Raw genomic sequence first — 23,844 nt, forward strand, 5'->3', positions numbered from 1 at the left:
GTCAGTGGAGGTAACAGCAGGTCACTCGGCGCGGAACAATCGCATCGAGGTGCCGGGAAGGGCCACCACATCGCCCGGACGGTGCATCGTCTCGACCTCGGTGGGGCGCTCGTCGGCGCTCGACCAGAGCGACACGTACCCGGTGACGTCGGGCACTGCGGGCAGGTGCACGTCGATCGCGGTCTCCGTGCCGTGGATGATGAGCAGCACGCGATTGTGCGACTCGGCCTCCTCGGCGACCGCCAGGTACTGCAGCGTGCGGTTGGCGCCGTCGGTCCACCGCTCGACCGACATCGACTGCCCGTTCTGGTCGAACCAGAGCATGTCGCTCGCGCCGCGGGTCTCCTCCCCGAGGCGGGCGTAGTGGGTCGGCCGCAGGGCGGGGTTGTCGCGGCGCAGGCGGGTGAGCCGGGCGACGTGGGCGCGCAGGGCGAGCTGCCAGTCGGCGTGGTCCCAGTTCAGCCAGGTCAGCGGCGAGTCGATGCAGTAGGCGTTGTTGTTGCCGTCCTGCGTGCGGCCGGTCTCGTCGCCCGCGGTGATCATCGGCACCCCCGCCGACAGCAGCAGCGTGCCGAACAGGTTGCGCATCGCCTTGCGGCGCGTCGCCTCGATCACCGGGTCCGCGGTCGGGCCCTCGGTGCCGTGGTTGAACGCCCTGTTCGTCTCGGCGCCGTCGCGGTTGTCCTCGCCGTTGGCCTCGTTGTGCTTGACGTTGTACGAGACCAGGTCGCGCATCGTGAAGCCGTCGTGCGCCGTGACGAAGTTGATGCTCGCGAGCGGTCCCCGCGCCTCGGAGAACGTGTTCGAGGATCCGGCGAGCCGGGTCGCGAAGCCGCCGATGCCGACCGGCGCGACCGACGCGCGACGGGCGTAGTCGATGTCGCTGAGCCAGAAGTTGCGCACCCGGTCGCGGTAGCGGTCGTTCCATTCGTGCCAGCCGGGGCCGAAGTTCCCGGTCTGCCAGCCGCCCATGCCGACGTCCCACGGCTCGGCGATGAGCTTCGTGCCCTGTAGCGCCGGATCCGTGCGGATCGCCTGGAGCAGCGGGTGCTCGGGCGTGAACTCGTGGCGGGCGTCGCGGCCGAGAGCTGTGGCGAGGTCGAAGCGGAATCCGTCGATCTGGACCTCGTCGGCCCAGTACCGCAGCGAGTCGAGCACCATCCGGCCGACGGCGTCCACCGCGGTGTCGAGGGTGTTTCCGGTGCCGGTGGTGTCGATGTAGGCGCCGTCCGGCTGCTGCCGGTAGTAGCGTGCGTTGTCGATGCCGCGCAGGCTGGTCCGCGGGTCTCCCGGGCCGCCTTCGCTGGTGTGGTTGTAGACGACGTCGAGGATGACCTCGATCCCGGCCTGATGCAGCAGACGCACCATGCCCTTGAACTCGCGCAGCACCGCGTCGGCGCCCGCGCGGCGGGCATCGCGGGAGGCGTACGGGGCGTGCGGCGTGAAGAAGCCGAGGGTGTTGTACCCCCAGTAGTTGCCGACACCGCGCTGGCGCAGGAACGGCTCGGACAGGAACGCGTGCACCGGGAGGAGCTCGACCGCGGTGATGCCGAGGCTGAGGAAGTGCTCGATCATCGCCGGGTGGGCGAGCCCGGCGTAGGTGCCGTGCAGGGCCGGCGGCACGTCGGGGTGACGCTTGGTGAGACCCTTCACATGCCCCTCGTAGACGACCGTGTCGTCCCACTTCGTGCGGGGTTTGTGCACCCCGCCCCAGTCGAAGGATCCGTCCACGACGACGGAGCGCCAGTCGCTCGGCCCGCCGCCCTTGGTGATGCCGCGGGAGTAGGGCTCGAGCAGGTTCGCCGTGGGGTCGAAGGAGTTCCCGGCGCCGCTCGGACCGGTCACCCGGATCGCGTAGCGCGCGCCGTGCACGAGCAGTTCGGAGCGCACCTCCCACACGTCCTCGCCGACCGGGAAGAGGGGGACGGTGGCGATGGCCCAGTCGGTGTCGGAGGCGTCGAAGACCACGAGCTCGATCGCCGTCGCGTTCGTCGACCAGACCCGGAGCGTGCCGACGCCGTTGTGCACGCGCACCCCGAGATTGTCGTAGGCAGGGCTGCACAGGGAGCAGATCGCGTCGTCCGAGGGGACGACGAGGGCGGACGCATGCGGGCACATGCACGACAGAATACGCGCGGTGCGCGCACCGCGTGCCACTGAGTCCCGCGATCCGTGCCACCGCGTCCCAGTCCGTGATCGGCGGTCTCCGAGATGCCGGTATGACGGTGCGCCCGACGGCCCGGACGGTGCGAGAGTGGACGGGTGCACTATCTGGATCACGCCGCCACCACCGACCTGCGCCCCGAGGCCGCGGAGGAGTGGCTGCGCGTCGCCGCGGAGACGGGGAACGCCTCGTCCACCCACGCGGCGGGGCAGCGGGCCCGCCGGATCCTCGAGGAGTCCCGCGAGCGCCTGGCCGCCGTGCTCGACGCCGATCCGATCGAGGTCGTGTTCACCTCGGGCGGGACGGAGTCCGTCAATCTCGCGGTGCAGGGCCTGTGGCGCTCGCGCGCGGAGGGGCTCGACGCCGTCGTCCTCCCGGACGGCGAGCATCACGCCACCCTGGACACCGTGGCCGCCCTCGCCGCGGAGGGCGCCGGGGTCGTGGCCGTGCCGTTGGACGGCGTGGGACGGATCCCCGTGTCCGGGTTCGCCGACGCGGTCGCGAGCCAGGGCGTCTCGCTGGCGACCGCGCTCGTCGCCAACAACGAGGTCGGCACCATCAACGACGCGGAGGCGCTGTCCGCGGTCGCCGCACGCGCGGCCGTGCCGCTGCATCTCGACGCGGTCGCCGCGTTCGGGCATCTGCCGGTCTCGTTCCGGACGCTGCGCGGCGACGCCCCCGCCGGCGCCGGGCTGGTCGCGCTCAGCGTCGCCGGGCACAAGATCGGCGCACCCGCGGGAACGGGCGCCCTCGTCGTCGCCCGGACGGCCCGGCTCGCGCCCCTGCTGCACGGCGGCGGGCAGCAGCGCGGGCTCCGCTCCGGCACGCAGGATGTCTCCGGGGCCGCCGCCCTCGCCCGCGCCGCCGAACTCGCAGAGGCCGAGCGCGCGGCCGAGGCGGTCCGGATCGCCGGGATCCGCGATTCTCTGGTGGCCGGGATCCGCTCCCGGGTGCCGGAGGCCGTGCTGCTGGGGGATCCGGATCCCTCCGGCCGGCTGCCCGGGAACGCGAACCTGCTCTTCCCGGGGGCGCCCAGCGAGAGCCTGCTCTTCCTCCTCGACCAGGCCGGGATCTCGGCGTCCGCCGGATCGGCCTGTCAGGCGGGGATCGCCGAGCCGTCGCACGTGGTGCAGGCGCTCGGGCGCAGCGAGGCCGAGGCGCGCAGCGCCGTCCGGCTCACGCTCGGGCGCACCTCGACGGCGGCGGACGTCGATGCCGTGCTCGCCGTGATCGGCGACGCCTACCGGCGCGCAACCGGATCGGTTCGCTCCGACAGTCGTTGAGCTCCGACAGCCGTTGAGTGAGGCCCTTCGTCTCGTCGTCGCGCTCCCTGCGCTCGCTCACCGGGTGGGACGTACCATTGACGGATGCGTGTTCTGGCGGCGATGAGCGGGGGAGTGGACTCCGCCGTTGCGGCCGCGCGCGCCGTCGAGGCGGGCCACGACGTGGTCGGGGTGCACCTCGCCCTGTCCCGGGCCGGCGGCACGCTGCGCACGGGCAGCCGCGGCTGCTGCACGATCGAGGACGCGATGGACGCCCGCCGGGCCGCCGACCTGCTCGGCATCCCGTTCTACGTGTGGGACTTCTCCGAGCGGTTCCGTGAGGACGTCATCGAGGACTTCGTGTCCGAGTATCGCGCCGGACGCACCCCGAATCCGTGCCTGCGCTGCAACGAGAAGATCAAGTTCGCGGCCCTGCTCGAGCGCGCCCTCGAGCTCGGCTTCGACGCCGTCTGCACCGGGCATTACGCCACGCTCGTCGACGGGCCCGGCGGTCTGGAGCTGCACCGCGCCTCGGACTCCGCGAAGGATCAGTCCTACGTGCTCGGGGTGCTCGACGCCGGGCAGCTCGCGCACACGTACTTCCCGCTCGGATCCACGCCGTCCAAGGCCCTCGTGCGCGCGGAGGCCGCCGAGCGCGGGCTGAGCGTCGCGCAGAAGCCGGACAGCCATGACATCTGCTTCATCCCGGACGGCGACACCCGGGGGTGGCTGGCTGAGAAGGTCGGCGCGGAGCAGGGCCGGATCGTCGACCGCGAGGGTGCGGTCGTCGGCACCCACGACGGCGCGCACGCGTTCACGGTGGGCCAGCGCCGCGGTCTGCGCCTCGGCGTGCCGGCGCCCGACGGCAAGCCCCGGTTCGTCCTCGAGGTCCGGCCGGTGTCGAACACGGTCGTGGTCGGCCCGAAGGAGGCGCTCGCGATCGCCGAGATCTCGGGCGGGCGGCGCTCCTGGGCGGGGTCCGCGCCGGTCGAGGCGGAGTTCGGCTGCGAGGTGCAGATCCGCGCCCATGCCGATCCGGTCCCGGCGCGCGCCTTCGTCACGGAAGCGGGCGTGCGGGTCGTCCCGGACCAGCCCCTCGACGGCGTCGCCCCCGGCCAGAGCGCCGTGCTCTACGTCGGCACCCGCGTGCTCGGGCAGTTCACGATCGACCGCACGGTCTCCGCCGCACCGATCGGGGCCTGACCGGGCGGATGTCACACAGCCCCGTCGTGAAAGGGCGATCTGTGATGATGGGGCCTTCGGTGCGACGGAAGGGGCCATCATGACGAGGACGTACGTCCGCGATTTCCACGGGGATGACCTCGACCAGATCGTGCGGCTCTGGGGGCAGGTCACGAGCGGGAGCGAGTGGCCGATCTACTCCCTGGCCGAGGTGATCGCGTCGTGCCAGCAGGACCATGCCGTGGTCGCGGTGCAGGGCGACGTGCTCGTCGGCGCGGCGGTCGGTCGGGCGGCGCACGCGCAGGGCTGGATCGTGTTCTTCGGGATCGCCGGCGATGACGTCGACGCGGAGGTGAGCGCTTCGCTGCTGCACTCGCTGGAGCGGAGGATGGCGCCGCTCGGGCTGGCCAAGCTGTCGGTGCTGATCCCCGAGACCAAGGGCCTGGAGGCGTTCGCGGAGAACGGGTTCGAGGTGCACGACTCCGTGCGGTACCTGGAGCGGGCACTGCCGATCCAGCGTCGCGAGCTCGAGTCGCTCAAGGCGCTCGGCGGACGGATCCTGCCCCCGCACCTCTGGGACCGCGTCGCAGGAATGACGCACGAGAAGACGCTGCTCGAGGAGCGCCTGGTGACTCCGCTCGCGCGGCCGGAGCTCGCGGAGCGGTTCGGGGTGGTGCCGCCGCGCGCGGTCATGCTGTTCGGCCCTCCCGGCACCGGCAAGACCACGTTCGCCCGGGCCGTCGCCTCCCGGCTGGACTGGCCGTTCGTCGAGCTGTTCCCCTCCCGGCTGGCGGACGGCGGCACGGGGCTCGCCGGAGGACTCCGAGCCTCGTTCGAGAGGATCGACGAGCTCGAGCACGCGGTCGTGTTCATCGACGAGGTGGAGGAGATCGCCTCGCGGCGCGGCGGCACGCCTCCCTCGCCGACGCAGGGGGTGACCAACGAGCTGCTCAAGCTCGTCGCCGACTTCCGCGACCGTGAGGGGCGGATCCTCATCTGCGCGACGAACTTCATCCGCGCCCTCGACGCCGCGTTCCTGCGCCACGGCCGGTTCGACTACGTGATCCCGATCGGCCTGCCGGATGCCGACGCGCGCCGCGCGATCTGGGCGCGGTACATCCCCGCCGAGTCGGCGGGCGGCGTCGATCTCGACCGTCTCGTCGTGGCGAGCGACGGGCTGACCCCGGCCGACATCGAGTATGCGGCGCGGCGGGCCTCGCAGGAGGCTCTGGCCGGGGCCCTCCGGGACGGCGCGTACGACGCGACGCTCCACACGGACGACTACGCGCGTGCCCTCGACAGCACGCGTGCGACGGTCTCCGCCGAGGAGATCGCCGAGTTCCGGGACGACATCGACACGATCGCCCGACTCTGAACGACGAACGGGATGCATGCGGGATGACGGCGCGGCCCCTGTCGTGCGTCGGGGCGCGGGTCTACGATGCGGCCATGAGTCCGATCCGTGTTCCACGGCGCCGCCGGCTGCTCGCCCTCGCGGCAGCCGGCCTCGCATTGCTGGCGCTCCCTCTGGGAGCCGTATCGGCCGCTGCGGCACAACCGCAGTCGGTCGCGAGATACGTCGCCCTCGGCGACTCCTATGCGGCCGGGCAGGGGTCCGGATCGTACCTCGACGGCTGCTACCGCAGCACGCTCGGCTATCCCGCTCTGCTGGGTGGGATGCCGCGCCTCAACCTGCTCCGCGAGCCGGCCTGCTCGGGCGCCACGATCGGTCAGGTCGCCGCGACCCAGCTGACCCAGATCAACCGCGGCACGACGCTGGTGACGATCACCGCAGGCGCCAACGACCTCGACCTCAACCAGGTGTACGCAGCCTGCGCCGCCGATGGCACCGCGCCCGCGTGCGGGCAGGCCCTCGCCGCCGCGCAGGGGCGCATCCCCGGGGTCGGACCGGCCATGGCAGGCCTGATCGCCGCCGTGCGGGCGCAGGCGCCCCAGGCGACGATCGTGGTCACCGGGTATCCACGGCCGTACGCGGACGCGTACGCCGCGGCCGTCCCGCTGGCCGGGATCGTCAACCAGGGCACCGACGCCCTCGATGCGCAACTGGCCGGCGCGGTGCAGGCACAGCCCGGCGCCGGCACCTCCGTGCGGTTCGCGGGGGTGTCCTTCGGCGAGAACGCGATCGGCGGATCCGGTGCGCCGTGGCTCGGCGCCGATGCCACGGATCCGGTCGATTTCCTGCACCCGACCGCGGCGGGCTCTGTCGCCTACAGCCTCGCCGTCCTCGCGGCGCTGAACTGACCCCCACGCCGTCCGAGCCGACGGGCGCCCCGCCGGGCAAGGGCGGGGCGCCCGTCTCGGCGCCCGGACAATGTCCCCTCCCGCTCGTAGACTGGCCGACGTGCCGGAGAACATCTCGCTGGAAGACGCCCGCGCCGAGGCGGAGGATCTGACCACCCGCATCCTCGAGGCGAAGGACGCCTATTACGGGCGCGACACGTCCGTCGTCGACGACTTCACCTACGACGGCTGGATGCACCGGCTGGAGGAGCTCGAGCGCCTGCATCCCGAACTGCAGGGGCAGGACTCGCCGACCCAGATGGTCGGCGCTGCGGAGGCGACGGGCCTCGCCACGATCGAGCACGCCGAGCGCATGCTCAGCCTCGACAACGTGTTCTCCCTCGACGAGCTGCGGGAGTGGGCCGCGAAGACGCGCGCGGCGGCCGGCCGCGACGTGGCCTGGCTCACCGAGCTCAAGATCGACGGGCTCGCGATCAACCTCCGCTACGAGCACGGTGTGCTGACCTCGGCCGCGACGCGCGGGGACGGCCGCGTCGGCGAGATCGTGACCGAGAACGCGCTGCGCGTCGCCGGGATCCCCGAGCGACTGGACGGATCCGGTCACCCGGCGATCGTCGAGGTGCGCGGCGAGGTCTTCATCCCGGTGGCCGCGTTCGAGCGGCTGAACGCGGCACAGGCCGCCTTCCGCGAGCGCGCCTACGCCGAGGCACGGGAGCGCTCGGAGTCGCGGGGCGGGGCGAAGAAGCCGTTCGACGAGGAGAAGGCCCGCACGGCCGCGGCCCGACGGTTCCCGTCCTTCGCGAATCCGCGCAACGCGGCCAGCGGCGGGCTGCGCCAGCAGATCGACAAGAAGAGCGGCATGGAGCTCGAGGCGGGACTGCTCCGCGTCGACTCCCTCGCGCTGTACGTGCACGGGGTCGGGGCCTGGCCGGAGCCGCCGGTCGCCGCGCAGAGCCAGGTGTACGCCCTGCTCTCGGAGTGGGGCCTGCCGACCAGCCCGCACACGAAGGTGTGCGCGACGATCGACGAGGTCGCCGAGTTCGTCGCCTACTTCGGCGAGCACCGGCACGACATCGAGCACGAGCTGGACGGCATCGTCGTCAAGGTCGACGAGCTCGAGCTGCACGACGAGCTCGGCGCGACCAGCCGGGCGCCGCGCTGGGCGATCGCATACAAGTACCCGCCGGAGGAGGTGCAGACGACGCTGCTCGACATCGTCGTCTCGGTCGGGCGGACCGGCCGGGCCACCCCGTTCGCGGTGATGGCGCCCGCGCACGTCGCCGGCAGCGTGGTGCGGCAGGCCACGCTGCACAACAAGGACGTCGTCAAGGCCAAGGGCGTGCTCATCGGCGACACGGTCGTGCTGCGCAAGGCCGGGGACGTCATCCCCGAGGTGCTCGGCCCGGTCGTCGAGCGGCGCGACGGCACCGAGCGCGAGTTCGTCATGCCCGAACGCTGCCCCGAGTGCGGATCGATCCTCGCCCCGGCGAAGGAGGGCGACATCGACCTGCGGTGCCCGAACACGCGCTCCTGCCCGGCGCAGGTGCGCGGTCGCGTCGAGCACATCGGATCCCGCGGGGCGCTGGACGTGGAGGCGCTGGGCGAGGTGACCGCCGCGGCTCTCACCCAGCCGAGCATGCCCGCCGTACCGCCGCTGGAGACCGAGGCGGGCCTGTTCACCCTGACCCTCGACCAGCTGGTGCCGATCGAGGTCGTCGTGCGCGACGCCGAGACCGGGCTGCCGAAGGAGGACGAGGACGGGATCGTGAAGACCCGCGCCCCGTTCCGGCGCAACCCGACCGCCGCCGAGAAGAAGGACGGCGTCGGGGGGCCGCAGCCCTCCTCACAGGCGCTGAAGCTGCTCGCCGAGCTGGACAAGGCGAAGAGCAAAGAGCTGTGGCGTCTGCTCGTCGCGCTGAACATCCGGCACGTCGGCCCGGTCGCCGCGCGCGCCCTCGCGCAGTGGTTCGGATCGCTCGACGCGATCCGCTCAGCGACCCGTGACGAGCTCGCCGCGGTCGAGGGCGTCGGCGGGATCATCGCCGACTCGCTGCTCGACTGGTTCGACGTCGACTGGCACCAGGAGATCGTGCAGCGCTGGACCGACGCCGGGGTGCAGTGGGCCACGCCCGGCCACCCCGGGCCCGGCGCGGCCGTCGCCGAGGGCGGAGTGCTCGACGGGCTCACCGTCGTCGCGACCGGCTCGCTCGACGGCTACACGCGCGACGGCGCCCAGGAGGCGATCATCAAAGCCGGCGGCAAGGCGGCGTCGAGCGTCTCGAAGAAGACCGACTTCGTCGCGGCAGGGCCCGGCGCCGGATCCAAGCTCGCGAAGGCGGAGGAGTTGGGCGTGCGGATCCTCGACGCGGCCCAGTTCCACATCCTCGTGACCGAGGGACCGGCCGCGCTGGACGCCTGACCGGGCGACCGCAGCGGGGGAGACGCCGATGACGGGCGGGATCGATCTGCTGCCGACCGTGATCGGCGTGCTCGTGCTCGCCGCCGTGGCGACCACGGCCCTCGCGATCTTCCGGGTGCCGGGCCTGTGGACGCCGGCGCTGGCGATCCTGCGCGGGGCGGTGCAGCTCGCCGTGATCAGCGTGATCCTCTCGGGCATCGTCTCGCAGCCCGCGTGGATCGGCGTTGCGCTGCTGGTGATGTACGGGATCGCGACGGGTGTCGCCGTCCGGCGCACCGGGGGAGGCCGCCGCACGGTGCTGGTGATGGCGACCTCGATCGGCGCGGGCGCGGTCGTCTCGATCGGTACCGTGTTCGCCACCGGAGCGCTGCAGCCGACGCCGCGCTACCTGCTCGCGATCGGGGCGATCCTGATCGGCAACTCGATGAGCATCGCCACCCTCGCCGGACGCCGGTTCACGGCCTCGGTGGCCGACCGCTGGGAGGAGGTCGAGGGCTGGCTCGCCCTCGGCGCGACCCCGCGCCGATCGACGCTCGAACTGGCCCGCGGGGCGGTGCGCGAGGCGCTGATCCCGTCGATCGACCAGACCAGGACGACCGGGCTCGTCGTGCTGCCCGGCGCGTTCGTCGGTGCGATCTTCGGCGGGCTCTCACCGCTCGACGCCGGGCGGTTCCAGATCGTCGTGCTCGCCGCGATCATGGCGGCCGGTGCGATCACGGCGGTGCTGATCGCGACGTGGATGGGCCCGGTGCGGACCAAGCCGACCGTCGCGGCTTGATCCGCCCCTGTCCGATGCGGCCCTTCTGACCGCGAGACCGAATCTCCGGCTCGAGACAGCGGTTGCGGTCTGCGGTCTCGACGCGGAGATGCGGTCTCGTGGTCGCTCCGGCTCAGTCCTTGTGGCGCGGCTTGCGCGGCGGGCGGTCGTCCGTGCGGCGGTCGTCCCGGGGGCGGTCGTCGCGGCGGGGGCGGTCTCCATAGCCCCGGTCACCGTAGCCCCGATCGCCGTACCCTCGGTCGTCCCGGCGCGGCCGGTCACCGTATCCCCGGTCGTCACGACCCCGGTCGTCACGACCCCGGTCGTCACGACCCCGGTCGTCACGACCCCGGTCGTCGCGGCGCGGGGCGCGGCCGGGGCGACCGCCGTCGGGGCGGATCTCGATGAGGCGGCCGGAGATGCGGGTGTCGCGCAGTCGGTCGATGACCGACGGGTCCATGTTCGCCGGCAGTTCGACGATCGAGAAGTCCGGGCGGATCGTGATCGCGCCGAAGTCGTCACGGCCGAGGCCGCCCTCGTTCGCCAGCGCACCCACGATCTGGCGGGGCTCGACGCGGTGCCGCCGGCCGACCTCGATCCGGTACGGCGCGTAGTCGCCGCGGCTGCGTCGCTCGGGCCGCGCGCCGCGGTCGTCCCGGTCCCGCCCGTCGCGGCCTCCCGTGCGCTCGGCGCGAGGCGGACGGTTGTCGACCGCGACCGCGGCGGACAGGGCGTCGTTCTCCGGATCGAGCAGCAGCGGCGTCTCGCCCTGCGCGACGACGGCGAGGGCCGCGGCCACATCGGCCTCCGGCACGTCGTGGTGGCGCACGTAGTGCGCGATGATGTCGCGGAAGCCCTCGATACGGCCGGTCTCCTCGAGCGCCGCGGTGATCGCGTCGTCGAAGCGGGTCAGGCGCGTGCTGTTCACGTCCTCGGTGGTCGGCAGCTGCATCTGAGCGGGCTGCTGACGGGTCGCCCGTTCGATGTGCTTGAGCAAGTAGCGCTCGCGGGGCGTGATGAAACTGATCGCGTCACCCGAGCGGCCGGCGCGGCCGGTGCGGCCGATCCGGTGCACGTACGACTCGGTGTCGGTGGGGATGTCGAAGTTCACGACGTGGCTGATCCGCTCGACGTCCAGGCCGCGGGCGGCGACGTCGGTGGCGACGAGGATGTCGAGCTTGCCGTCCTTGAGCTGGCCGACCGTGCGCTCGCGCATCGGCTGCGGGATGTCGCCGTTGATCGCGGAGGCGGAGTACCCGCGGGCGCGGAGCTTCTCGGCGAGCGTCTCGGTCTCGTTCTTCGTACGGACGAAGACGATCATGCCCTCGAAGTTCTCCACCTCGAGGATCCGGGTGAGCGCATCCACCTTCTGCGCGTACGAGACGACGAGGTAGCGCTGCGTGATGTTCGCGTTGGTCGTCGTCTTCGCCTTGACCGAGATCTCCTCGGGGTCGTGCAGGTACTGCTGCGCGAGCCGGCGGATCGTGGCGGGCATGGTGGCCGAGAACAGCGCGACCTGCTTGGTCTCCGGGGTCTGTGCGAGGATCTGCTCCACGTCCTCCGCGAAGCCCATCTTCAGCATCTCGTCGGCCTCGTCGAGGACGAGGTTGCGCAGCTCGGAGAGGTCGAGCGTCCCTTTGGCGAGGTGGTCCATGATGCGGCCGGGCGTGCCGACGACGATGTGCACGCCGCGGCGCAGCGCGGACAGCTGCACGCCGTAGCCCTGACCGCCGTACACGGGCAGCAGGTGCACGCCGGGCAGCTGCGCGGCGTAGGCCTCGAACGCCTCGGCGACCTGCAGTGCGAGCTCGCGGGTCGGGGCCAGCACCAGCGCCTGCGGCTTCTGCTGCTGCAGGTCCAGGTTCTCCAGGATCGGCAGGGCGAAGGCCGCGGTCTTGCCGGTGCCGGTCTGCGCGGTGCCGAGCACGTCGCGGCCGCCGAGCAGCAGCGGGATCGTCTCGCGCTGGATCGGCGACGGGGTCTCGTAGCCGAGCGCCTTGATCGCGGCGAGAACGGGCCCGGTGATCCCGAGCTCCTCGAATCCGGGTCCGGCAGGCGCTTCCGTTTCGGCCGCTTCGCCGCCCTCCGCAACGGGGTCGATGGGGGTCTCGGTCGGCGTCGCGTCGTCTCGGGTCACAACTCAGAGTACCGTCCCAGGGCTGGGAGACCGCAGTTCATAGCGCGCGAACGGCTTGATCCTCGGCCGGAGTCGAGCGAGGTGCGCACATCGAACGAGTGCCGCGTCAGCTCCCCGACGTCAGCGCGACGAGCCTGTCCTTCACCTGACGGCGGAGCACCTTCCCGATGAGCGATTTCGGCAGCTCGTCGACCACGAAGATCCGGCGCGGCACCTTGTACGGGGTCAGGATCCCGCGGGCGAACTCCCGGATCGCCTCGACGTCGACGTCCGTGCCCGGATCCACGACGATCGCGGCGACGACCTCCTCCCCGGAGTGCTCGCTGGGCAGACCGACGACGGCGGCGTCGACGACGTCGGGGTGCTGGCGGAGCGCGCCCTCGACCTCGGTGGGGGCGACGTTGAAGCCGCCGGTGATGATGAGCTCCTTGATCCGGTCGACGATGCGGATGAACCCGGCCTCGTCGATCGTGACGATGTCGCCGGTGCGGAACCAGCCGCCCACGAACACCGCCTCGGTCTCCTCGGGCTTGCCGTAGTAGCCGGAGAACACCTGCGGACCGCGCACGACGAGCTCGCCGCGCTGCCCGGGTTCGACGTCCGTGGTCGGCTCGTCCGGATCCACCACGCGGCACTCGGTGCCCGGCAGGGGCAGGCCGACGGTGCCCGGCACGCGGTTCCCGGCGACGGGGTTGGCCATGAGCACGGGGGAGCACTCGCTGAGCCCGTATCCCTCCACCAGATAGCCGCCGGTCGCCTCCTCGAACGGCACGACGAGCTCGTGCGGCAGCGCCATCGCGCCGGAGATCGCGATCTCGATGCCGGCGAGGGACACGCCCTTCCTCTTCGCCGCGGACAGCAGCCGATCGGCGATCGGCGGCACGAGCGGCAGGAACGTCGCCGGACGCTTCCTCACCACGTCGAGCACGAGGTCGGGATCGAACTTCGGGAACAGCACGAGCCGGGCGCCCATCGACATCGCGAACGTCAGGCAGAGCGTGAGCCCGTAGGCGTGGAACATCGGCAGCACGGCGTACACGACGCAGCCGTCGCCGCGCGTGATCGACGGCACCCACGCCTGCGCCTGCGCGGCGTTGGCGAGCAGGTTGCGGTGCGTGAGCGAGGCGCCCTTGGGGGTGCCGGTGGTGCCGGACGTGTACTGGATGATCGCCAGGTCGTCCGACGCCGGGTGCGGGTGGCCGGCGGGGAGAGGCGCATGGCCGAGGACCGTCTCCCACGTCGTCGTGCCGTGGACCGCGGTGGTGAGCGCGGTGCGGGACTCGCGCGCCTTCGCGATCGGCAGCCGCAGCGCGATCCGGGTGAGCGCCGGCATCGCCCGGGTGACGTCGACCGAGATCAGGTTCGTCACGGCGAGGTCGGCGGGGAACTCCTGCACGGTCGCCACCACGTTGTTCCACACGATCGCGTGCTTCGCGCCGTGGTCCTCGAACTGCTTGCGCAGCTCCCGCGGCGTGTAGAGAGGGTTGTGCTCGACGACGACGGCGCCCAGGCGCAGCACCGCGTAGAAGGCGACGATGTGCTGCGGGCAGTTCGGCAGCACGATCGCGACCGGATCCCCGGCGCGCACACCGAGTGCGGCGAGCCCGGCGGCGGCGCGGTCGATCGCGGACTGCAGGTCGCGGTACGAGGTGGTGCGGCCGAAGAACTCCAGCGCGGGGGCGTCCGGATAGTCGCGCGCGGAGGCCTCGACGATGTCGACCAGGGATCCGGAGACCGGCGCCAGGTCTTCGGGGACACCGTCGGCGTAGCTGGCGGTCCAGGGGCGCGGAGGCACGAACGTCGTCACAGGGTCAGCCTATGCCCGCACTCGTCGCCCGCCGGGGGCGGCGCCGCCCGCTGACTAGACTGGGCGGGTGTCTGAAATCACCCCCGATCTCGTGCGCCATCTCGGCGTGCTCGCGCGCATCCAGCTCTCCGACGACGAGGTGACGCAGCTGACCGGTCAGCTCGACGCCATCGTCGACAACATCGCCAAGGTGTCCGAGGTGGCCACGCCCGACGTGGTCGCGACGAGCCACCCGATCGCGATGCACAACGTGTTCCGCGAGGACGTCGTGGGGCAGACCCTCACCACCGCGCAGGCGCTGCAGAACGCGCCCGACGCCGACGGCGACCGTTTCCGCGTGACCGCGATCCTGGGAGAAGAGCAGTGAGCGAGATCATCCGCTGGACCGCCGCCGAACTCGGCGCCAGGCTCGCGAGCGGCGAGGTGTCCAGCGTCGAGGCGACGCAGGCGCACCTCGACCGGATCGCCGCCGTCGACGGCGACGTGCACGCGTTCCTGCACGTGAACGAGCACGCGCTGGACGCGGCGGCCGACATCGACCGCCGTCGCGCCGCGGGGGAGAGCCTCGGCGAGCTCGCCGGCGTCCCGCTGGCGATCAAGGACGTCCTGGTCACGACCGACCAGCCCTCCACGAGCGGCTCCAAGATCCTCGAGGGCTACCGCTCGCCGTTCGACGCCACCGTCGTCGCGCGCTCCCGCGCCGCCGGCCTGATCGGCATCGGCAAGACGAACATGGACGAGTTCGCGATGGGCTCCTCCACCGAGCACTCCGCGTACGGCCCGACGCACAACCCGTGGGACCTCGACCGGATCCCGGGCGGCTCCGGCGGCGGCTCGGCCGCGGCCGTGGCAGCGTTCGAGGCGCCGCTGGCCCTCGGCTCCGACACCGGCGGATCGATCCGCCAGCCCGCGCACGTGACGGGCACCGTCGGCATCAAGCCCACGTACGGCGGCGTCAGCCGCTACGGCGCGATCGCCCTCGCCTCGAGCCTGGACCAGGTCGGCCCGGTCACGCGCACCGTGCTCGACGCCGGGCTTCTGCACGACATCATCGGCGGGCACGACCCGAAGGACTCGACCTCTCTGCCCGACGCATGGCCGTCGTTCGCCGCCGCCGCGCGCGAGGGCGCGACGGGCGAGGTCCTCAAGGGCCTCAAGGTCGGCGTGATCAAAGAGCTGCCCGACTCCGGATTCCAGGCGGGAGTGGCCGCGTCCTTCCACGAGGCGCTGGGGCGCATGGAGCAGCTGGGCGCCGAGATCGTGGAGATCTCCGCCCCGCACTTCGAGTACGGCGTCGCCGCGTACTACCTGATCCTGCCCGCCGAGGCGTCCAGCAACCTGGCGAAGTTCGACTCGGTCCGGTTCGGCCTGCGCGTCACGCCCGACGGCGGAGGCACGGTCGAGGATGTGATGTCGCTCACCCGCGACGTCGGCTTCGGCGCGGAGGTGAAGCGCCGCATCATCCTCGGCACCTACGCCCTCTCGGCCGGGTACTACGACGCCTACTACGGCAGCGCGCAGAAGGTCCGCACGCTCATCCAGAAGGACTTCGACGCGGCGTTCGCGCAGGTCGACGTCATCGCCACGCCGTCGGCGCCGACCACGGCGTTCAAGCTGGGCGAGAAGATCGGCGACCCGCTGCAGATGTACCTGAACGACCTGACCACGATCCCGGCGAACCTCGCCGGCGTCCCGGGCATCTCGATCCCGTCCGGTCTTGCCGAGGAGGACGGCCTGCCCGTCGGCATCCAGTTCCTCGCCCCCGCGCGCGAGGACGCCCGTCTCTACCGTGTGGGCGCCGCCCTCGAGGCCGTTCTCGTCGACGCGTGGGGCGGGCCGCTGCTCGACCGCGCTCCGCTGCTGGGAGGAACCCGCTGATGTCCGCCGCGAAGCTCATGGACTACGACAAGGCCCTGGAACTGTTCGAGCCGGTGCTCGGCTTCGAGGTGCACGTCGAGCTGAACACCGAGACCAAGATGTTCTCGGACGCGCCCAACCCGGCGAACGAGCGCAACCACGACGCCGAGCCGAACACGCTCATCGCGCCCGTCGACCTGGGTCTGCCCGGATCCCTGCCGGTCGTGAACGCGACCGCGGTGCGCTCCTCGATCAGCCTCGGCCTCGCCCTCGGCTGCTCGATCGCCGAGTCCTGCCGGTTCGCCCGGAAGAACTACTTCTACCCGGACCTCGGCAAGAACTATCAGATCTCGCAGTACGACGAGCCGATCGCGTTCGAGGGATCCGTCGAGGTCGAGCTCGAGGACGGCACGCTCGTGACGATCCCGATCGAGCGCGCGCACATGGAGGAGGACGCGGGCAAGCTCACGCACGTGGGCGGCGCGACAGGCCGGATCCAGGGCGCGGAGTACTCGCTCGTCGACTACAACCGCGCCGGCGTCCCGCTCGTCGAGATCGTCACCAAGCCGATCTTCGGCGCCGAGCACCGCGCGCCCGAGATCGCGAAGGCCTACGTGGCCGCGATCCGCGACATCGTGCGCGGACTCGGGATCTCCGAGGCGCGCCTGGAGCGCGGCAACCTGCGCTGCGACGCGAACGTGTCGCTGCGCCCGCGCGGCCAGGAGAAGCTCGGCACCCGCACCGAGACGAAGAACGTCAACTCGATGCGCTCGGTCGAGCGCGCCGTGCGTTACGAGATCCAGCGCCAGGCCGCGATCCTCGCCGACGGCGGCACGATCACGCAGGAGACCCGGCACTGGCACGAGGACACCGGCACCACCTCGCCGGGGCGCCCGAAGTCGGACGCCGACGACTACCGCTACTTCCCGGAGCCCGACCTGCTGCCCGTGCAGCCGGCCCGCGAGCTCGTCGAGGAGCTGCGCGCGGCGCTGCCCGAGCAGCCGATCGCGCGCCGTCGCCGGCTGAAGGCCGAGTGGGGTTTCACCGACCTCGAGTTCCAGGACGTCCGCAACGGCGGTCTGCTCGACCAGGTCGCCGCGACCATCGCCGCGGGCTCGACCGCCGCCGCCGCACGCAAGTGGTGGACCGGCGAGATCACCCGCATCGCCAACGCCGAGGAGCGCGACGCGGCCGAGCTGATCAGCCCGGAGAACGTCGCTGCGCTGCAGAGCCTGGTCGACGCCGGCACGCTCACCGACAAGCTCGCCCGTCAGGTGCTCGAGGGCGTCATCGCCGGCGAGGGCACCCCGCAGCAGGTCGTCGATGCCCGCGGCCTCGCGGTGGTCTCCGACGACGGCGCGCTCATCGCGGCGATCGACGACGCGTTCGCCGCCCAGCCCGACGTGCTCGCCAAGATCAAGGACGGCAAGGTCCAGGCCGCCGGCGCGGTCATCGGCGCCGTCATGAAGGCGATGAAGGGCCAGGCCGACGCGGCCCGCGTCCGCGAACTCATTCTCGAGCGCGCGGCGCAGTAGGGCCCGGCTCTCGAGGGCGCGGCGCTAGGGCGTCGCGCTCTTGAGGGACGCCGCCTGAAGGCCCGCGCCCAGCAGACGGGCGATCGCGCTCAGACTGGCCGGCTCGTGCAGGAGGTTCTGCCCGCCCGCGCTCTCGGCCGCGCCGGGCTCGAGCGGACGGGCCGTGATCGTCGCCGACCACGCATCGGCGGCGGCTCGCACCGCGCCGCGATCCGTCCCCGCCGGCAGACAGGCGGTCAGCGCGCGCTCGACCGCGTCGTGCAGCGCCCGGCGGTAGCGCGACAGCGCGGCGGCGGCCTCGGGTCGCACGTGCGACTCGTGCCAGATGATCTCGCGCAGCACATCCGAGGCGGCCCGGTCGCGCAGCACCCGCTCGCCGACGTTCAGCAGCGTCTGCACCGGATCCCCGCGCACGGTGAGCGCTCCGGGATCGAGCGAGGCGGTCCCGAGCCGTTCGTCGATCAGCGCCGCCAGGATGTCGGGCTTGGCGGGGAAATAGTAGAAGAGCAGCCCCTTCGGCACCGCCGCCGCGTGCGCGATCCGCGCCGTGGAGGTGCCGTCGAAGCCGTGACGCGCGAAAAGGGCCTCCGCCGCATCGAGGATCCGCGTGCGCGTGCCGATCGGATCCGCGTTCTCGGTCATCGTGACTCCTCAGGAGAGTGCGGGGCGGTGGTCTTCCACCGTCCCGCACCGTGTGCGACCGTGCAGGTCAGGCGTGTGCCGCCGTCGGGCCGCCGTGCGACGCATTGTGCGCCTTCTCGGCGGGTACGAGCGCCCACAGCCCTGCGACCGCGCAGACGGCTCCGCAGATCCACGAGGTCCATGCGGGGCCTGCGTCTCCGGCATAGGAGCCGATCCATGGGGAGATGAACAGCAGCGCACCGATCGCGGCGAGGATCCACTCCATCGACACGAGACCGGGAGCTGCCAGGCTCCACACCCCGGCGGCGATCATCAGGACACCCAGGACGATCATCATGGACATCGACATACCCATGCGGGGTGTCGTCCAGATGCTCGCCAGGGCCGCGTACAGTCCGGCGGCGATAGCCACCCAGTCCTGCCAGCGTGTCCACCTCTTCATAGAACTCATCCTCCTTGTAGTCAGATGGCTCCCGAATGGGGGTCGATGCTCAATATACCCCTCTGACTGACCGACCGGTCAAGAATTTCGGATGTCGGTGCCCTCGGCGAGAATGGGAGACATGGGACGAGGCGATGGATCCGGGCGGATCGTCTCGGCGACCGGGGCCGATGACACCGGCGCGGGGATCCTGCACGTCGACATGGACGCGTTCTACGCGGCGGTCGAGGTGCTGCACGACCCGTCCCTGCGCGGGCTGCCGCTGATCATCGGCGCCCCCGACGGCCGCTCGGTGGTCTCCAGCGCGTCGTACGAGGCACGTCGGTACGGCGTGCGCTCCGCCATGCCCGTGGGGCAGGCGATCAGGCTGTGCCCGACGGCGCGGATCGTCCCGCCCGACTTCACCAGGTACCGGGCGGTGTCCGAGCGGGTGATGGCGATCTTCGAGCAGGTCACGCCGCTCGTCGAGCCGCTGTCGATCGACGAGGCCTTCCTCGACGTGCGCGGCGTGCGCCGGCTGTGGGGGAGCCCCGCCACGATCGGCGCGATGGTCCGCGCGCGGGTGCGCGACGAGGTCGGGATCACCTGCAGCGTGGGTGCGGCGGCGACCAAGCACGTCGCGAAGATGGCCTCGACCATGGCCAAGCCCGACGGGCTGCTCGTCGTCGCGGAGGCGGACACCCTCGGCTTCCTCGCCGACAAGCCGGTCCGGGCGATGTGGGGCGTCGGGCCGAAGACCGCCGAGTCGCTCGAGTCCCGCGGCATCCGGCTGATCCGCGACATCCGATCCACGCCGGATTCGGCACTCGAGCGCGCGGTCGGCCCCGCGCTCGCGATGCGACTGCGCGACCTCGCGGAGGGGCGCGATCCGCGCAGCGTCGAGACCAGCCGGGTGGAGAAGAGCGTCGGGCACGAGGAGACGTTCGAGCACGACGTGTCGGATCCGGACGCGCTCCGCTCCGAGCTGCTGCGGCTGGCCGACCGGGTCGCCGGGCGTCTCCGGCGGGCGGGCTGGGAGACCGGCACGGTGGCGATCAAGATCCGCTTCGCCGACTTCACCACGGTCAACCGCTCGCAGACCCTGCCCGAACCGACCTCGGTCGGGCAGCGGATCGGCGACGTCGCGCGAAGCCTGTTCGACGCGATCGACCGCAAGGATCCCATCCGGCTCGTCGGGGTGCGCGCCGAGCGGCTCTCCCCGGCGGGCGGCGCGCTGGGGCTGTGGGACGAGGACGCGGAGTGGCGTCGCGTCGAGGGCGCCCTGGACAGCGCGCAGGCCCGGTTCGGATCCGGCATGATCACCCGCGCCCGGCATCTCGGTGCGCAGCACGGCCGGGGTTCCGCTCCGCACCCGCGGGCGCACGGCCTGGACTGACACCGCGCTGCCCGGCCGGAGGCGGACAGGCACCGGTGGTCGCGGCCCGCGCCGTGGGCTAGCGTGGACGCATGCCGAACATCGCACTGGAACTTGGCCGGAACGCCGCCTCGCTCGGCGTGAAGAGCGCGTACGGCGAGACCCAGGAGGTGGACGGCGCGCAGTTCACCCCGGTCGCGCTGACGCTCTCCGGCTTCGGCGGCGGTGACTTCGACGCGAAGAACGTCGGATCCGCGGACGGCGACGCCAGCGGAGGCGGCGGCGGAGGCATCGCGATCCCGCTCGGCGTGTACGTGCGCCGCGAGGAGGGGCTGCGCTTCGAGCCCAACATCGTCTCGCTGCTTGCGGTCGCCATCCCGTTCGTCTGGGTCGCCGGCCGCGCCCTCTCCCGCATCATCCGTGCCCTCAAGAAGTGACGACCCGTTCGCACGGGCGCTCGACGAGGCGGTCGTGCGGATCAACGCGGCTGTGCGCGCGGTGGAGGCGTCGAACCCCGTCGTCCTGATCGACGGTCGCAGCGGCGCCGGCAAGTCCACGCTCGCGCGCCTGCTCGCTGAGCGGTGGCCGCTGCGGGGGACGCCTCAGCTGATCGCCCTCGACTCGATCTATCCGGGGTGGGATGGCATGGACGCGGGATCCGACCGCGCCTACGACCAGATCCTCCGTCCGCACGGCCGGGACCTCGTCGGAACCTGGCAGCGCTACGACTGGGAGACGGGGGAGTACGCCGAGAACCACGCCGTCGACCCCGCCCGCGGCGTGATCCTCGAGGGCTGCGGCGCGCTCACCCCGCGCGCCGCGCGGATCGCGGACGTGCGGGTGTGGATGGAGTCGCCGGAGCCGAGCCGCAAGCGGCGTGCGCTCGACCGGGACGGCGACCTGTTCCGGCCGTACTGGGACCGGTGGGCGGCGCAGGAGGCCCGGCATATCCGCCGGGACACCCCGATCGACCTCGCCACGCTCGTCGTCCCGGTGCCGTGATGCCCGGCGTTCGGACGCGGGCGACTCAGTGCCCCGACGGCGTGGAGTCGTCGTCTGCGGCGTCGGCGGCCGCGATGAGCACGTCCAGCCGGTAGCCGAGCCAGTCGTACACGCCGAAGCGCGGGTCCTCCGGATCGTGCTCCTCGCCGGTCTCGATGCCGAGACGCGCTGCGATGATCAGCCGCAGCGCGGCGAGGGTGCGCAGCCACGTGTCCACCTCGGCCGTCGGGACGACGATCTCGATCGTCTCGGCGTCCCCGTCGAGGAACGGGGCGATCGTCGCTCGCACCACCCGGGCGTCCGTCGCGCGCCGGTCCAGCAGGTCCGCGCTCGTCGCCTCGGCGAACGCCGCGGAGGCGTCCGGATCCCCGGGGTACACGGCGGGGGTGAGGCGGTCCAGCGCAGCGTCGGCGCCGATCTCCGTGTCGCGGAGCAGCTCGAGGAACTGGTCGATCAGGGCGACGAGGTGCTCGCCCTCGACCCGCGCCACCACGATCGGGATGCCGGATCCGGTCATCGTCGGCTCACTCGCCCGCGCGGCGCACGGTCGCCCACAGCCCGTAGTCGTGCATGGCCTGCGCGTGCACCTCCATGGTCTCCCGCGGTCCGGTGGCGACGACCGCGTGCCCCTCGTTGTGCACGGCGAGCATGAGCCGGGTCGCGCGATCCTTCGGATACCCGAAGTACGTGCGGAACACGCGCACCACGTACGACATGAGGTTCACCGGGTCGTCCCAGACGACGAGCTCCCAGGGCACGGCGGGCGCCGCCTGCAGGTCGACGCGCTCGTCGACGTCGGGGGTGAGGAGGGGGATGCTCATGCCCACCCCATCTCGTGCAGCTGTGCGTCGTCGATGCCGTAGTAGTGCGCGATCTCGTGCACGAGCGTCGTGTGCACCTCCGTGCGCAGCTCGGCCTCGTCGGCGCACTGCGCCAGGTGCGGCTCGCGGTAGACGACGATGCGGTCGGGCAGCTCGCCCATGCCGTAGTTGCCGCGCTCCGTCACCGCCAGGCCGTCGTACAGCCCCAGAAGGTCCAGGGAGCCGTCCTCGGGGCGGTCCTCGACGACGAACACGACGTTCTCGAGACCGTCGACCATGTCGTCGGGGAGGCGGTCCAGTTCGTCGGCGACGAGTTGCTCGAACGCGTCCGGATCCATCTCCATGCCCTCGCGGAGGTCGATGGACATGTGTACGCGCGGGCCGAGGGCGTCGAGCCCGGCTCGCCGCTCGGCCTCGATCAGGGCGCGGTAGAACGGCAGGTCGGGCGAGTCCGCGGTCTCGAAGCCCACGGATCGGTAGAACGGTGCGTTCCACGGCACGTCCGCGAAGGCGCGCAGGGTGACCGTGTCGTGTCCGCGGTCGGCCGCCTCGTCCAGCGCCTCCTCGACGAGAGCGCGTCCGTGGCCGCGGCGCGCATGCGCGGGCAGCACCGACACCTGCTCCAGGTGGGCGATGCAGTCCTGCTCGAGCACGTGCACGAACCCCACCGGCGGGCCGTCCTCGGTCTCGGAGACGACGAGGACGTACCCGTCCTCCGCGGCGCGTGCGGCGCCGCTCGGCGCCGGGCCCCAGCCGGTCGGCCCGAGAAGGGTCGCGAAGGCCGTGTCGGCGGCCTCCTCGATCCCCGCCAGTTCGGCGAGGTCGGCCGTCGTCGCCCTGCGCACGAACGAACCCATCCCTCGATGCTATCCGCCGGGAGGGAGCGCAGCCGCGCACGGCGACGGGTCTCGGTGGGGATCCGTCGCCGCGTCGCCCGCTCACCGATTCATAGGAATTCTCAGCCAGGGCATTGCAAACGTTCAGGAAAGGGAGGAGAGTGACGCTGGGTCGCCGCTGGGGACGATCCAGGCGTCCGAACGCGGGCGGAGCTCCGTTCGGCTGATCACGGCGCGGTTCTGAGGCGCGCCGGGAGACGGAGACACTCATCCGCGTTTCGCGTGCGCTCATCGCGGCAGGTGCTGCCGCTGCGCTGGTCCTCACCGCTCCGACGCTCGCGTCGGCGGCATCCGGTCCGCCTTCGCCGCAGCAGTGGTCGGGCGACGTCGTGATGCCGTTCAGCATCGCCGTCGACGGCCCCCGGGTGCTGATCGCCGACGGCGGCACCGGCACGGTCGGGCAGCTGCAGCCGGACGGCTCGATCACCCCCGTCGTCACCGGCGTCGACGGGGTCGCCGGGGTGGCGGTGCGCGGCAAGTGGCTCGCCTACACGTCGACCCACACGGATTTCGACACCTTCACGAACACCGCCAGCGGTCTGAACATCCGCACCCCGCAGGGCACCACGGTGTACGCCGACACGCACGCGTTCGAGCGCGCGAACAACCCCGATCAGATCAACACCTACGGGGTCGCCAGCGCGGATCCGTGCGTGCAGGCGGTGCTCGGGCCGCAGTACACGGGTGGGGTCGACTCGCACGCGTACAACGTGGCGAGCTGGAACGGGCGGTGGATCGTCGCGGACGCGGGCGCCAACGCGCTGCTCACGGTCGACGACGCCGGCACCGTGAGCACGCTCGCCGTGCTGCCGCCGCAGCCGGCCGAGATCACCGCCGAGGTCGTCGCCGCGCTCGGCATGCCGGACTGCGTCGCGGGGGTGACCTATGCGTTCGAGCCCGTGCCCACCGACGTGGAGGTCGGCGCCGACGGGATGCTGTACGTCACGACGCTGCCCGGCGGACCGGAGAGCGCGGCCCTCGGCGCCCGCGGCTCGGTGTACCGGGTCGATCCGAACACCGGCGTCTCCGGGCGCGTCGCCACCGGGTTCCTCGGCGCGACGAACCTCGCGATCGGCAAGAACGGCGAGATCTACGTCACGGAGCTCTTCGGCGGGCAGGTGTCGGTGCTGCGCGGCGGAGTGGTGTCGCCGTTCGCCGCCCTGCCCGGTGCGGTGTCCGTCGCGACGGGCGCCAACGGCAGGGTCTGGGTCGCGACGATGGCGAACGAGGATCCGGCCGCGCCGGGCACGATCGTCAGCATCTCGAACGGCAAGGTCAAGGTGCAGGGGAAGGTCACGCACTGAC

General features: G+C 72.1%; 21 protein-coding genes and 1 pseudogene. 13 read left to right on the plus strand and 9 right to left on the minus strand.

What is annotated here, in order from left to right; all coding sequences use genetic code 11:
• Positions 1-21: 21 nt before the first annotated feature.
• Positions 22-2,118 (minus strand): glycogen debranching protein GlgX, encoded by a 2,097-nt coding sequence (glgX, locus tag RBR11_RS01605; protein ID WP_308487543.1) that lies wholly within the window; start codon positions 2,116-2,118, stop codon positions 22-24.
• A 144-nt stretch (positions 2,119-2,262) separates the two neighbouring features.
• On the opposite strand from glgX, the gene RBR11_RS01610 reads away from it, so the two are divergent.
• From RBR11_RS01610 to RBR11_RS01635, 6 genes are all read left to right on the plus strand, one after another.
• Positions 2,263-3,447 (plus strand): cysteine desulfurase family protein, encoded by a 1,185-nt coding sequence (locus tag RBR11_RS01610; RefSeq protein WP_308487544.1) that lies wholly within the window; start codon positions 2,263-2,265, stop codon positions 3,445-3,447.
• A gap of 84 nt (positions 3,448-3,531) precedes the next feature.
• Positions 3,532-4,629, plus strand: coding sequence for a tRNA 2-thiouridine(34) synthase MnmA (mnmA, locus tag RBR11_RS01615; RefSeq protein ID WP_308487545.1), 1,098 nt, complete (start codon positions 3,532-3,534; stop codon positions 4,627-4,629).
• 79 nt (positions 4,630-4,708) lie between these two features.
• Positions 4,709-5,983 carry an ATP-binding protein gene (locus RBR11_RS01620; protein WP_308487546.1) on the plus strand — a complete coding sequence of 425 codons (1,275 nt, stop codon included), beginning with the start codon at positions 4,709-4,711 and terminating at the stop codon, positions 5,981-5,983.
• A 74-nt stretch (positions 5,984-6,057) separates the two neighbouring features.
• On the plus strand, positions 6,058-6,870 hold the full coding sequence (locus tag RBR11_RS01625; protein ID WP_308487547.1) for an SGNH/GDSL hydrolase family protein: 813 nt from the start codon (positions 6,058-6,060) through the stop codon (positions 6,868-6,870).
• A gap of 70 nt (positions 6,871-6,940) precedes the next feature.
• Positions 6,941-9,289, plus strand: a complete 2,349-nt coding sequence (ligA, locus tag RBR11_RS01630) for an NAD-dependent DNA ligase LigA (RefSeq protein WP_308487548.1) — start codon at positions 6,941-6,943, stop codon at positions 9,287-9,289.
• A gap of 28 nt (positions 9,290-9,317) precedes the next feature.
• On the plus strand, positions 9,318-10,067 hold the full coding sequence (locus tag RBR11_RS01635; protein ID WP_308487549.1) for an ABC transporter permease: 750 nt from the start codon (positions 9,318-9,320) through the stop codon (positions 10,065-10,067).
• 112 nt (positions 10,068-10,179) lie between these two features.
• On the opposite strand, the gene RBR11_RS01640 is transcribed toward RBR11_RS01635, so the two are convergent.
• Both RBR11_RS01640 and RBR11_RS01645 read right to left on the minus strand, forming a co-directional pair.
• Complete coding sequence (locus tag RBR11_RS01640) at positions 10,180-12,147, minus strand: DEAD/DEAH box helicase (protein WP_308487788.1); 1,968 nt, start codon at positions 12,145-12,147, stop codon at positions 10,180-10,182.
• A gap of 142 nt (positions 12,148-12,289) precedes the next feature.
• A complete protein-coding gene (locus RBR11_RS01645) occupies positions 12,290-13,990 on the minus strand; it encodes a long-chain-fatty-acid--CoA ligase (protein WP_308487550.1) in 1,701 nt (566 codons plus the stop codon).
• Between the two features lie 67 nt (positions 13,991-14,057).
• Between RBR11_RS01645 and gatC the strand changes: the two genes are divergently transcribed.
• The 3 genes from gatC to gatB are packed head-to-tail and all read left to right on the plus strand — an operon-like array spanning position 14,058 to position 17,382.
• Positions 14,058-14,357 (plus strand): Asp-tRNA(Asn)/Glu-tRNA(Gln) amidotransferase subunit GatC, encoded by a 300-nt coding sequence (gatC, locus tag RBR11_RS01650; protein WP_091735313.1) that lies wholly within the window; start codon positions 14,058-14,060, stop codon positions 14,355-14,357.
• The gene (gene gatA, locus RBR11_RS01655) at positions 14,354-15,868 is read left to right on the plus strand and encodes an Asp-tRNA(Asn)/Glu-tRNA(Gln) amidotransferase subunit GatA (RefSeq protein WP_308487551.1); all 1,515 of its coding nucleotides are present in this window, start codon (positions 14,354-14,356) and stop codon (positions 15,866-15,868) included. The genes gatC and gatA overlap by 4 nt, the downstream gene beginning before the upstream one ends.
• Positions 15,868-17,382, plus strand: coding sequence for an Asp-tRNA(Asn)/Glu-tRNA(Gln) amidotransferase subunit GatB (gene gatB / locus RBR11_RS01660; RefSeq protein WP_308487552.1), 1,515 nt, complete (start codon positions 15,868-15,870; stop codon positions 17,380-17,382). The genes gatA and gatB overlap by 1 nt, the downstream gene beginning before the upstream one ends.
• A 24-nt stretch (positions 17,383-17,406) precedes the next feature.
• Here the strand turns inward: gatB and RBR11_RS01665 are convergent, their stop codons facing one another.
• Together RBR11_RS01665 and RBR11_RS01670 are read right to left on the minus strand one after the other, a co-directional pair.
• On the minus strand, positions 17,407-18,024 hold the full coding sequence (locus tag RBR11_RS01665) for a TetR/AcrR family transcriptional regulator (protein ID WP_308487553.1): 618 nt from the start codon (positions 18,022-18,024) through the stop codon (positions 17,407-17,409).
• Between the two features lie 67 nt (positions 18,025-18,091).
• Complete coding sequence (locus RBR11_RS01670) at positions 18,092-18,466, minus strand: SPW repeat protein (protein ID WP_308487554.1); 375 nt, start codon at positions 18,464-18,466, stop codon at positions 18,092-18,094.
• A 121-nt stretch (positions 18,467-18,587) separates the two neighbouring features.
• Between RBR11_RS01670 and dinB the strand changes: the two genes are divergently transcribed.
• The 3 genes from dinB (at position 18,588) to RBR11_RS01685 (ending at position 20,822) form a co-directional block, all read left to right on the plus strand.
• On the plus strand, positions 18,588-19,841 hold the full coding sequence (gene dinB / locus RBR11_RS01675) for a DNA polymerase IV (protein ID WP_308487556.1): 1,254 nt from the start codon (positions 18,588-18,590) through the stop codon (positions 19,839-19,841).
• Between the two features lie 71 nt (positions 19,842-19,912).
• Positions 19,913-20,257: a hypothetical protein gene (locus RBR11_RS01680; protein ID WP_308487557.1), complete on the plus strand. Its 345-nt coding sequence runs from the start codon at positions 19,913-19,915 to the stop codon at positions 20,255-20,257.
• A complete protein-coding gene (locus tag RBR11_RS01685; protein ID WP_308487558.1) occupies positions 20,241-20,822 on the plus strand; it encodes a nucleoside/nucleotide kinase family protein in 582 nt (193 codons plus the stop codon). The genes RBR11_RS01680 and RBR11_RS01685 overlap by 17 nt, the downstream gene beginning before the upstream one ends.
• 25 nt (positions 20,823-20,847) lie before the next feature.
• On the opposite strand, the gene RBR11_RS01690 is transcribed toward RBR11_RS01685, so the two are convergent.
• The 4 genes and pseudogenes from RBR11_RS01690 to RBR11_RS01705 form a co-directional block, all read right to left on the minus strand.
• Positions 20,848-21,339, minus strand: a complete 492-nt coding sequence (locus RBR11_RS01690) for a DUF2017 family protein (protein WP_308487559.1) — start codon at positions 21,337-21,339, stop codon at positions 20,848-20,850.
• A gap of 7 nt (positions 21,340-21,346) precedes the next feature.
• Entirely contained in the window at positions 21,347-21,643 is a 297-nt protein-coding gene (gene clpS, locus RBR11_RS01695; RefSeq protein ID WP_308487560.1) for an ATP-dependent Clp protease adapter ClpS, read from the minus strand.
• The gene (locus RBR11_RS01700) at positions 21,640-21,987 is read right to left on the minus strand and encodes a metallopeptidase family protein (protein ID WP_308487789.1); all 348 of its coding nucleotides are present in this window, start codon (positions 21,985-21,987) and stop codon (positions 21,640-21,642) included. The genes clpS and RBR11_RS01700 overlap by 4 nt, the downstream gene beginning before the upstream one ends.
• 114 nt (positions 21,988-22,101) lie before the next feature.
• Positions 22,102-22,500 (minus strand): annotated as a pseudogene (locus tag RBR11_RS01705) (GNAT family N-acetyltransferase); the annotation flags it as partial.
• Between the two features lie 371 nt (positions 22,501-22,871).
• On the opposite strand from RBR11_RS01705, the gene RBR11_RS01710 reads away from it, so the two are divergent.
• Positions 22,872-23,843, plus strand: a complete 972-nt coding sequence (locus RBR11_RS01710) for a ScyD/ScyE family protein (RefSeq protein ID WP_308487561.1) — start codon at positions 22,872-22,874, stop codon at positions 23,841-23,843.
• Position 23,844 lies beyond the last annotated feature (1 nt).

The organism is Microbacterium capsulatum, from assembly GCF_030865425.1.
Classification (GTDB): Bacteria; Actinomycetota; Actinomycetes; order Actinomycetales; family Microbacteriaceae; genus Microbacterium; species Microbacterium capsulatum.

Bases quoted from the DNA above. Each gene is read 5' to 3' on its own strand.
- RBR11_RS01700 (WP_308487789.1), bottom strand. From the start codon at position 21,987: ATGGAGATGGATCCGGACGCGTTCGAGCAACTCGTCGCCGACGAACTG.
- dinB (WP_308487556.1), top strand. From the start codon at position 18,588: ATGGGACGAGGCGATGGATCCGGGCGGATCGTCTCGGCGACCGGGGCC.
- gatB (WP_308487552.1), top strand. From the start codon at position 15,868: ATGTCCGCCGCGAAGCTCATGGACTACGACAAGGCCCTGGAACTGTTC.
- glgX (WP_308487543.1), bottom strand. From the start codon at position 2,118: ATGTGCCCGCATGCGTCCGCCCTCGTCGTCCCCTCGGACGACGCGATC.
- RBR11_RS01670 (WP_308487554.1), bottom strand. From the start codon at position 18,466: ATGAAGAGGTGGACACGCTGGCAGGACTGGGTGGCTATCGCCGCCGGA.
- RBR11_RS01620 (WP_308487546.1), top strand. From the start codon at position 4,709: ATGACGAGGACGTACGTCCGCGATTTCCACGGGGATGACCTCGACCAG.
- RBR11_RS01665 (WP_308487553.1), bottom strand. From the start codon at position 18,024: ATGACCGAGAACGCGGATCCGATCGGCACGCGCACGCGGATCCTCGAT.
- RBR11_RS01635 (WP_308487549.1), top strand. From the start codon at position 9,318: ATGACGGGCGGGATCGATCTGCTGCCGACCGTGATCGGCGTGCTCGTG.
- RBR11_RS01680 (WP_308487557.1), top strand. From the start codon at position 19,913: ATGCCGAACATCGCACTGGAACTTGGCCGGAACGCCGCCTCGCTCGGC.
- clpS (WP_308487560.1), bottom strand. From the start codon at position 21,643: ATGAGCATCCCCCTCCTCACCCCCGACGTCGACGAGCGCGTCGACCTG.
- RBR11_RS01710 (WP_308487561.1), top strand. From the start codon at position 22,872: ATGCCGTTCAGCATCGCCGTCGACGGCCCCCGGGTGCTGATCGCCGAC.
- RBR11_RS01625 (WP_308487547.1), top strand. From the start codon at position 6,058: ATGAGTCCGATCCGTGTTCCACGGCGCCGCCGGCTGCTCGCCCTCGCG.
- ligA (WP_308487548.1), top strand. From the start codon at position 6,941: ATGTCCCCTCCCGCTCGTAGACTGGCCGACGTGCCGGAGAACATCTCG.
- RBR11_RS01690 (WP_308487559.1), bottom strand. From the start codon at position 21,339: ATGACCGGATCCGGCATCCCGATCGTGGTGGCGCGGGTCGAGGGCGAG.
- mnmA (WP_308487545.1), top strand. From the start codon at position 3,532: ATGCGTGTTCTGGCGGCGATGAGCGGGGGAGTGGACTCCGCCGTTGCG.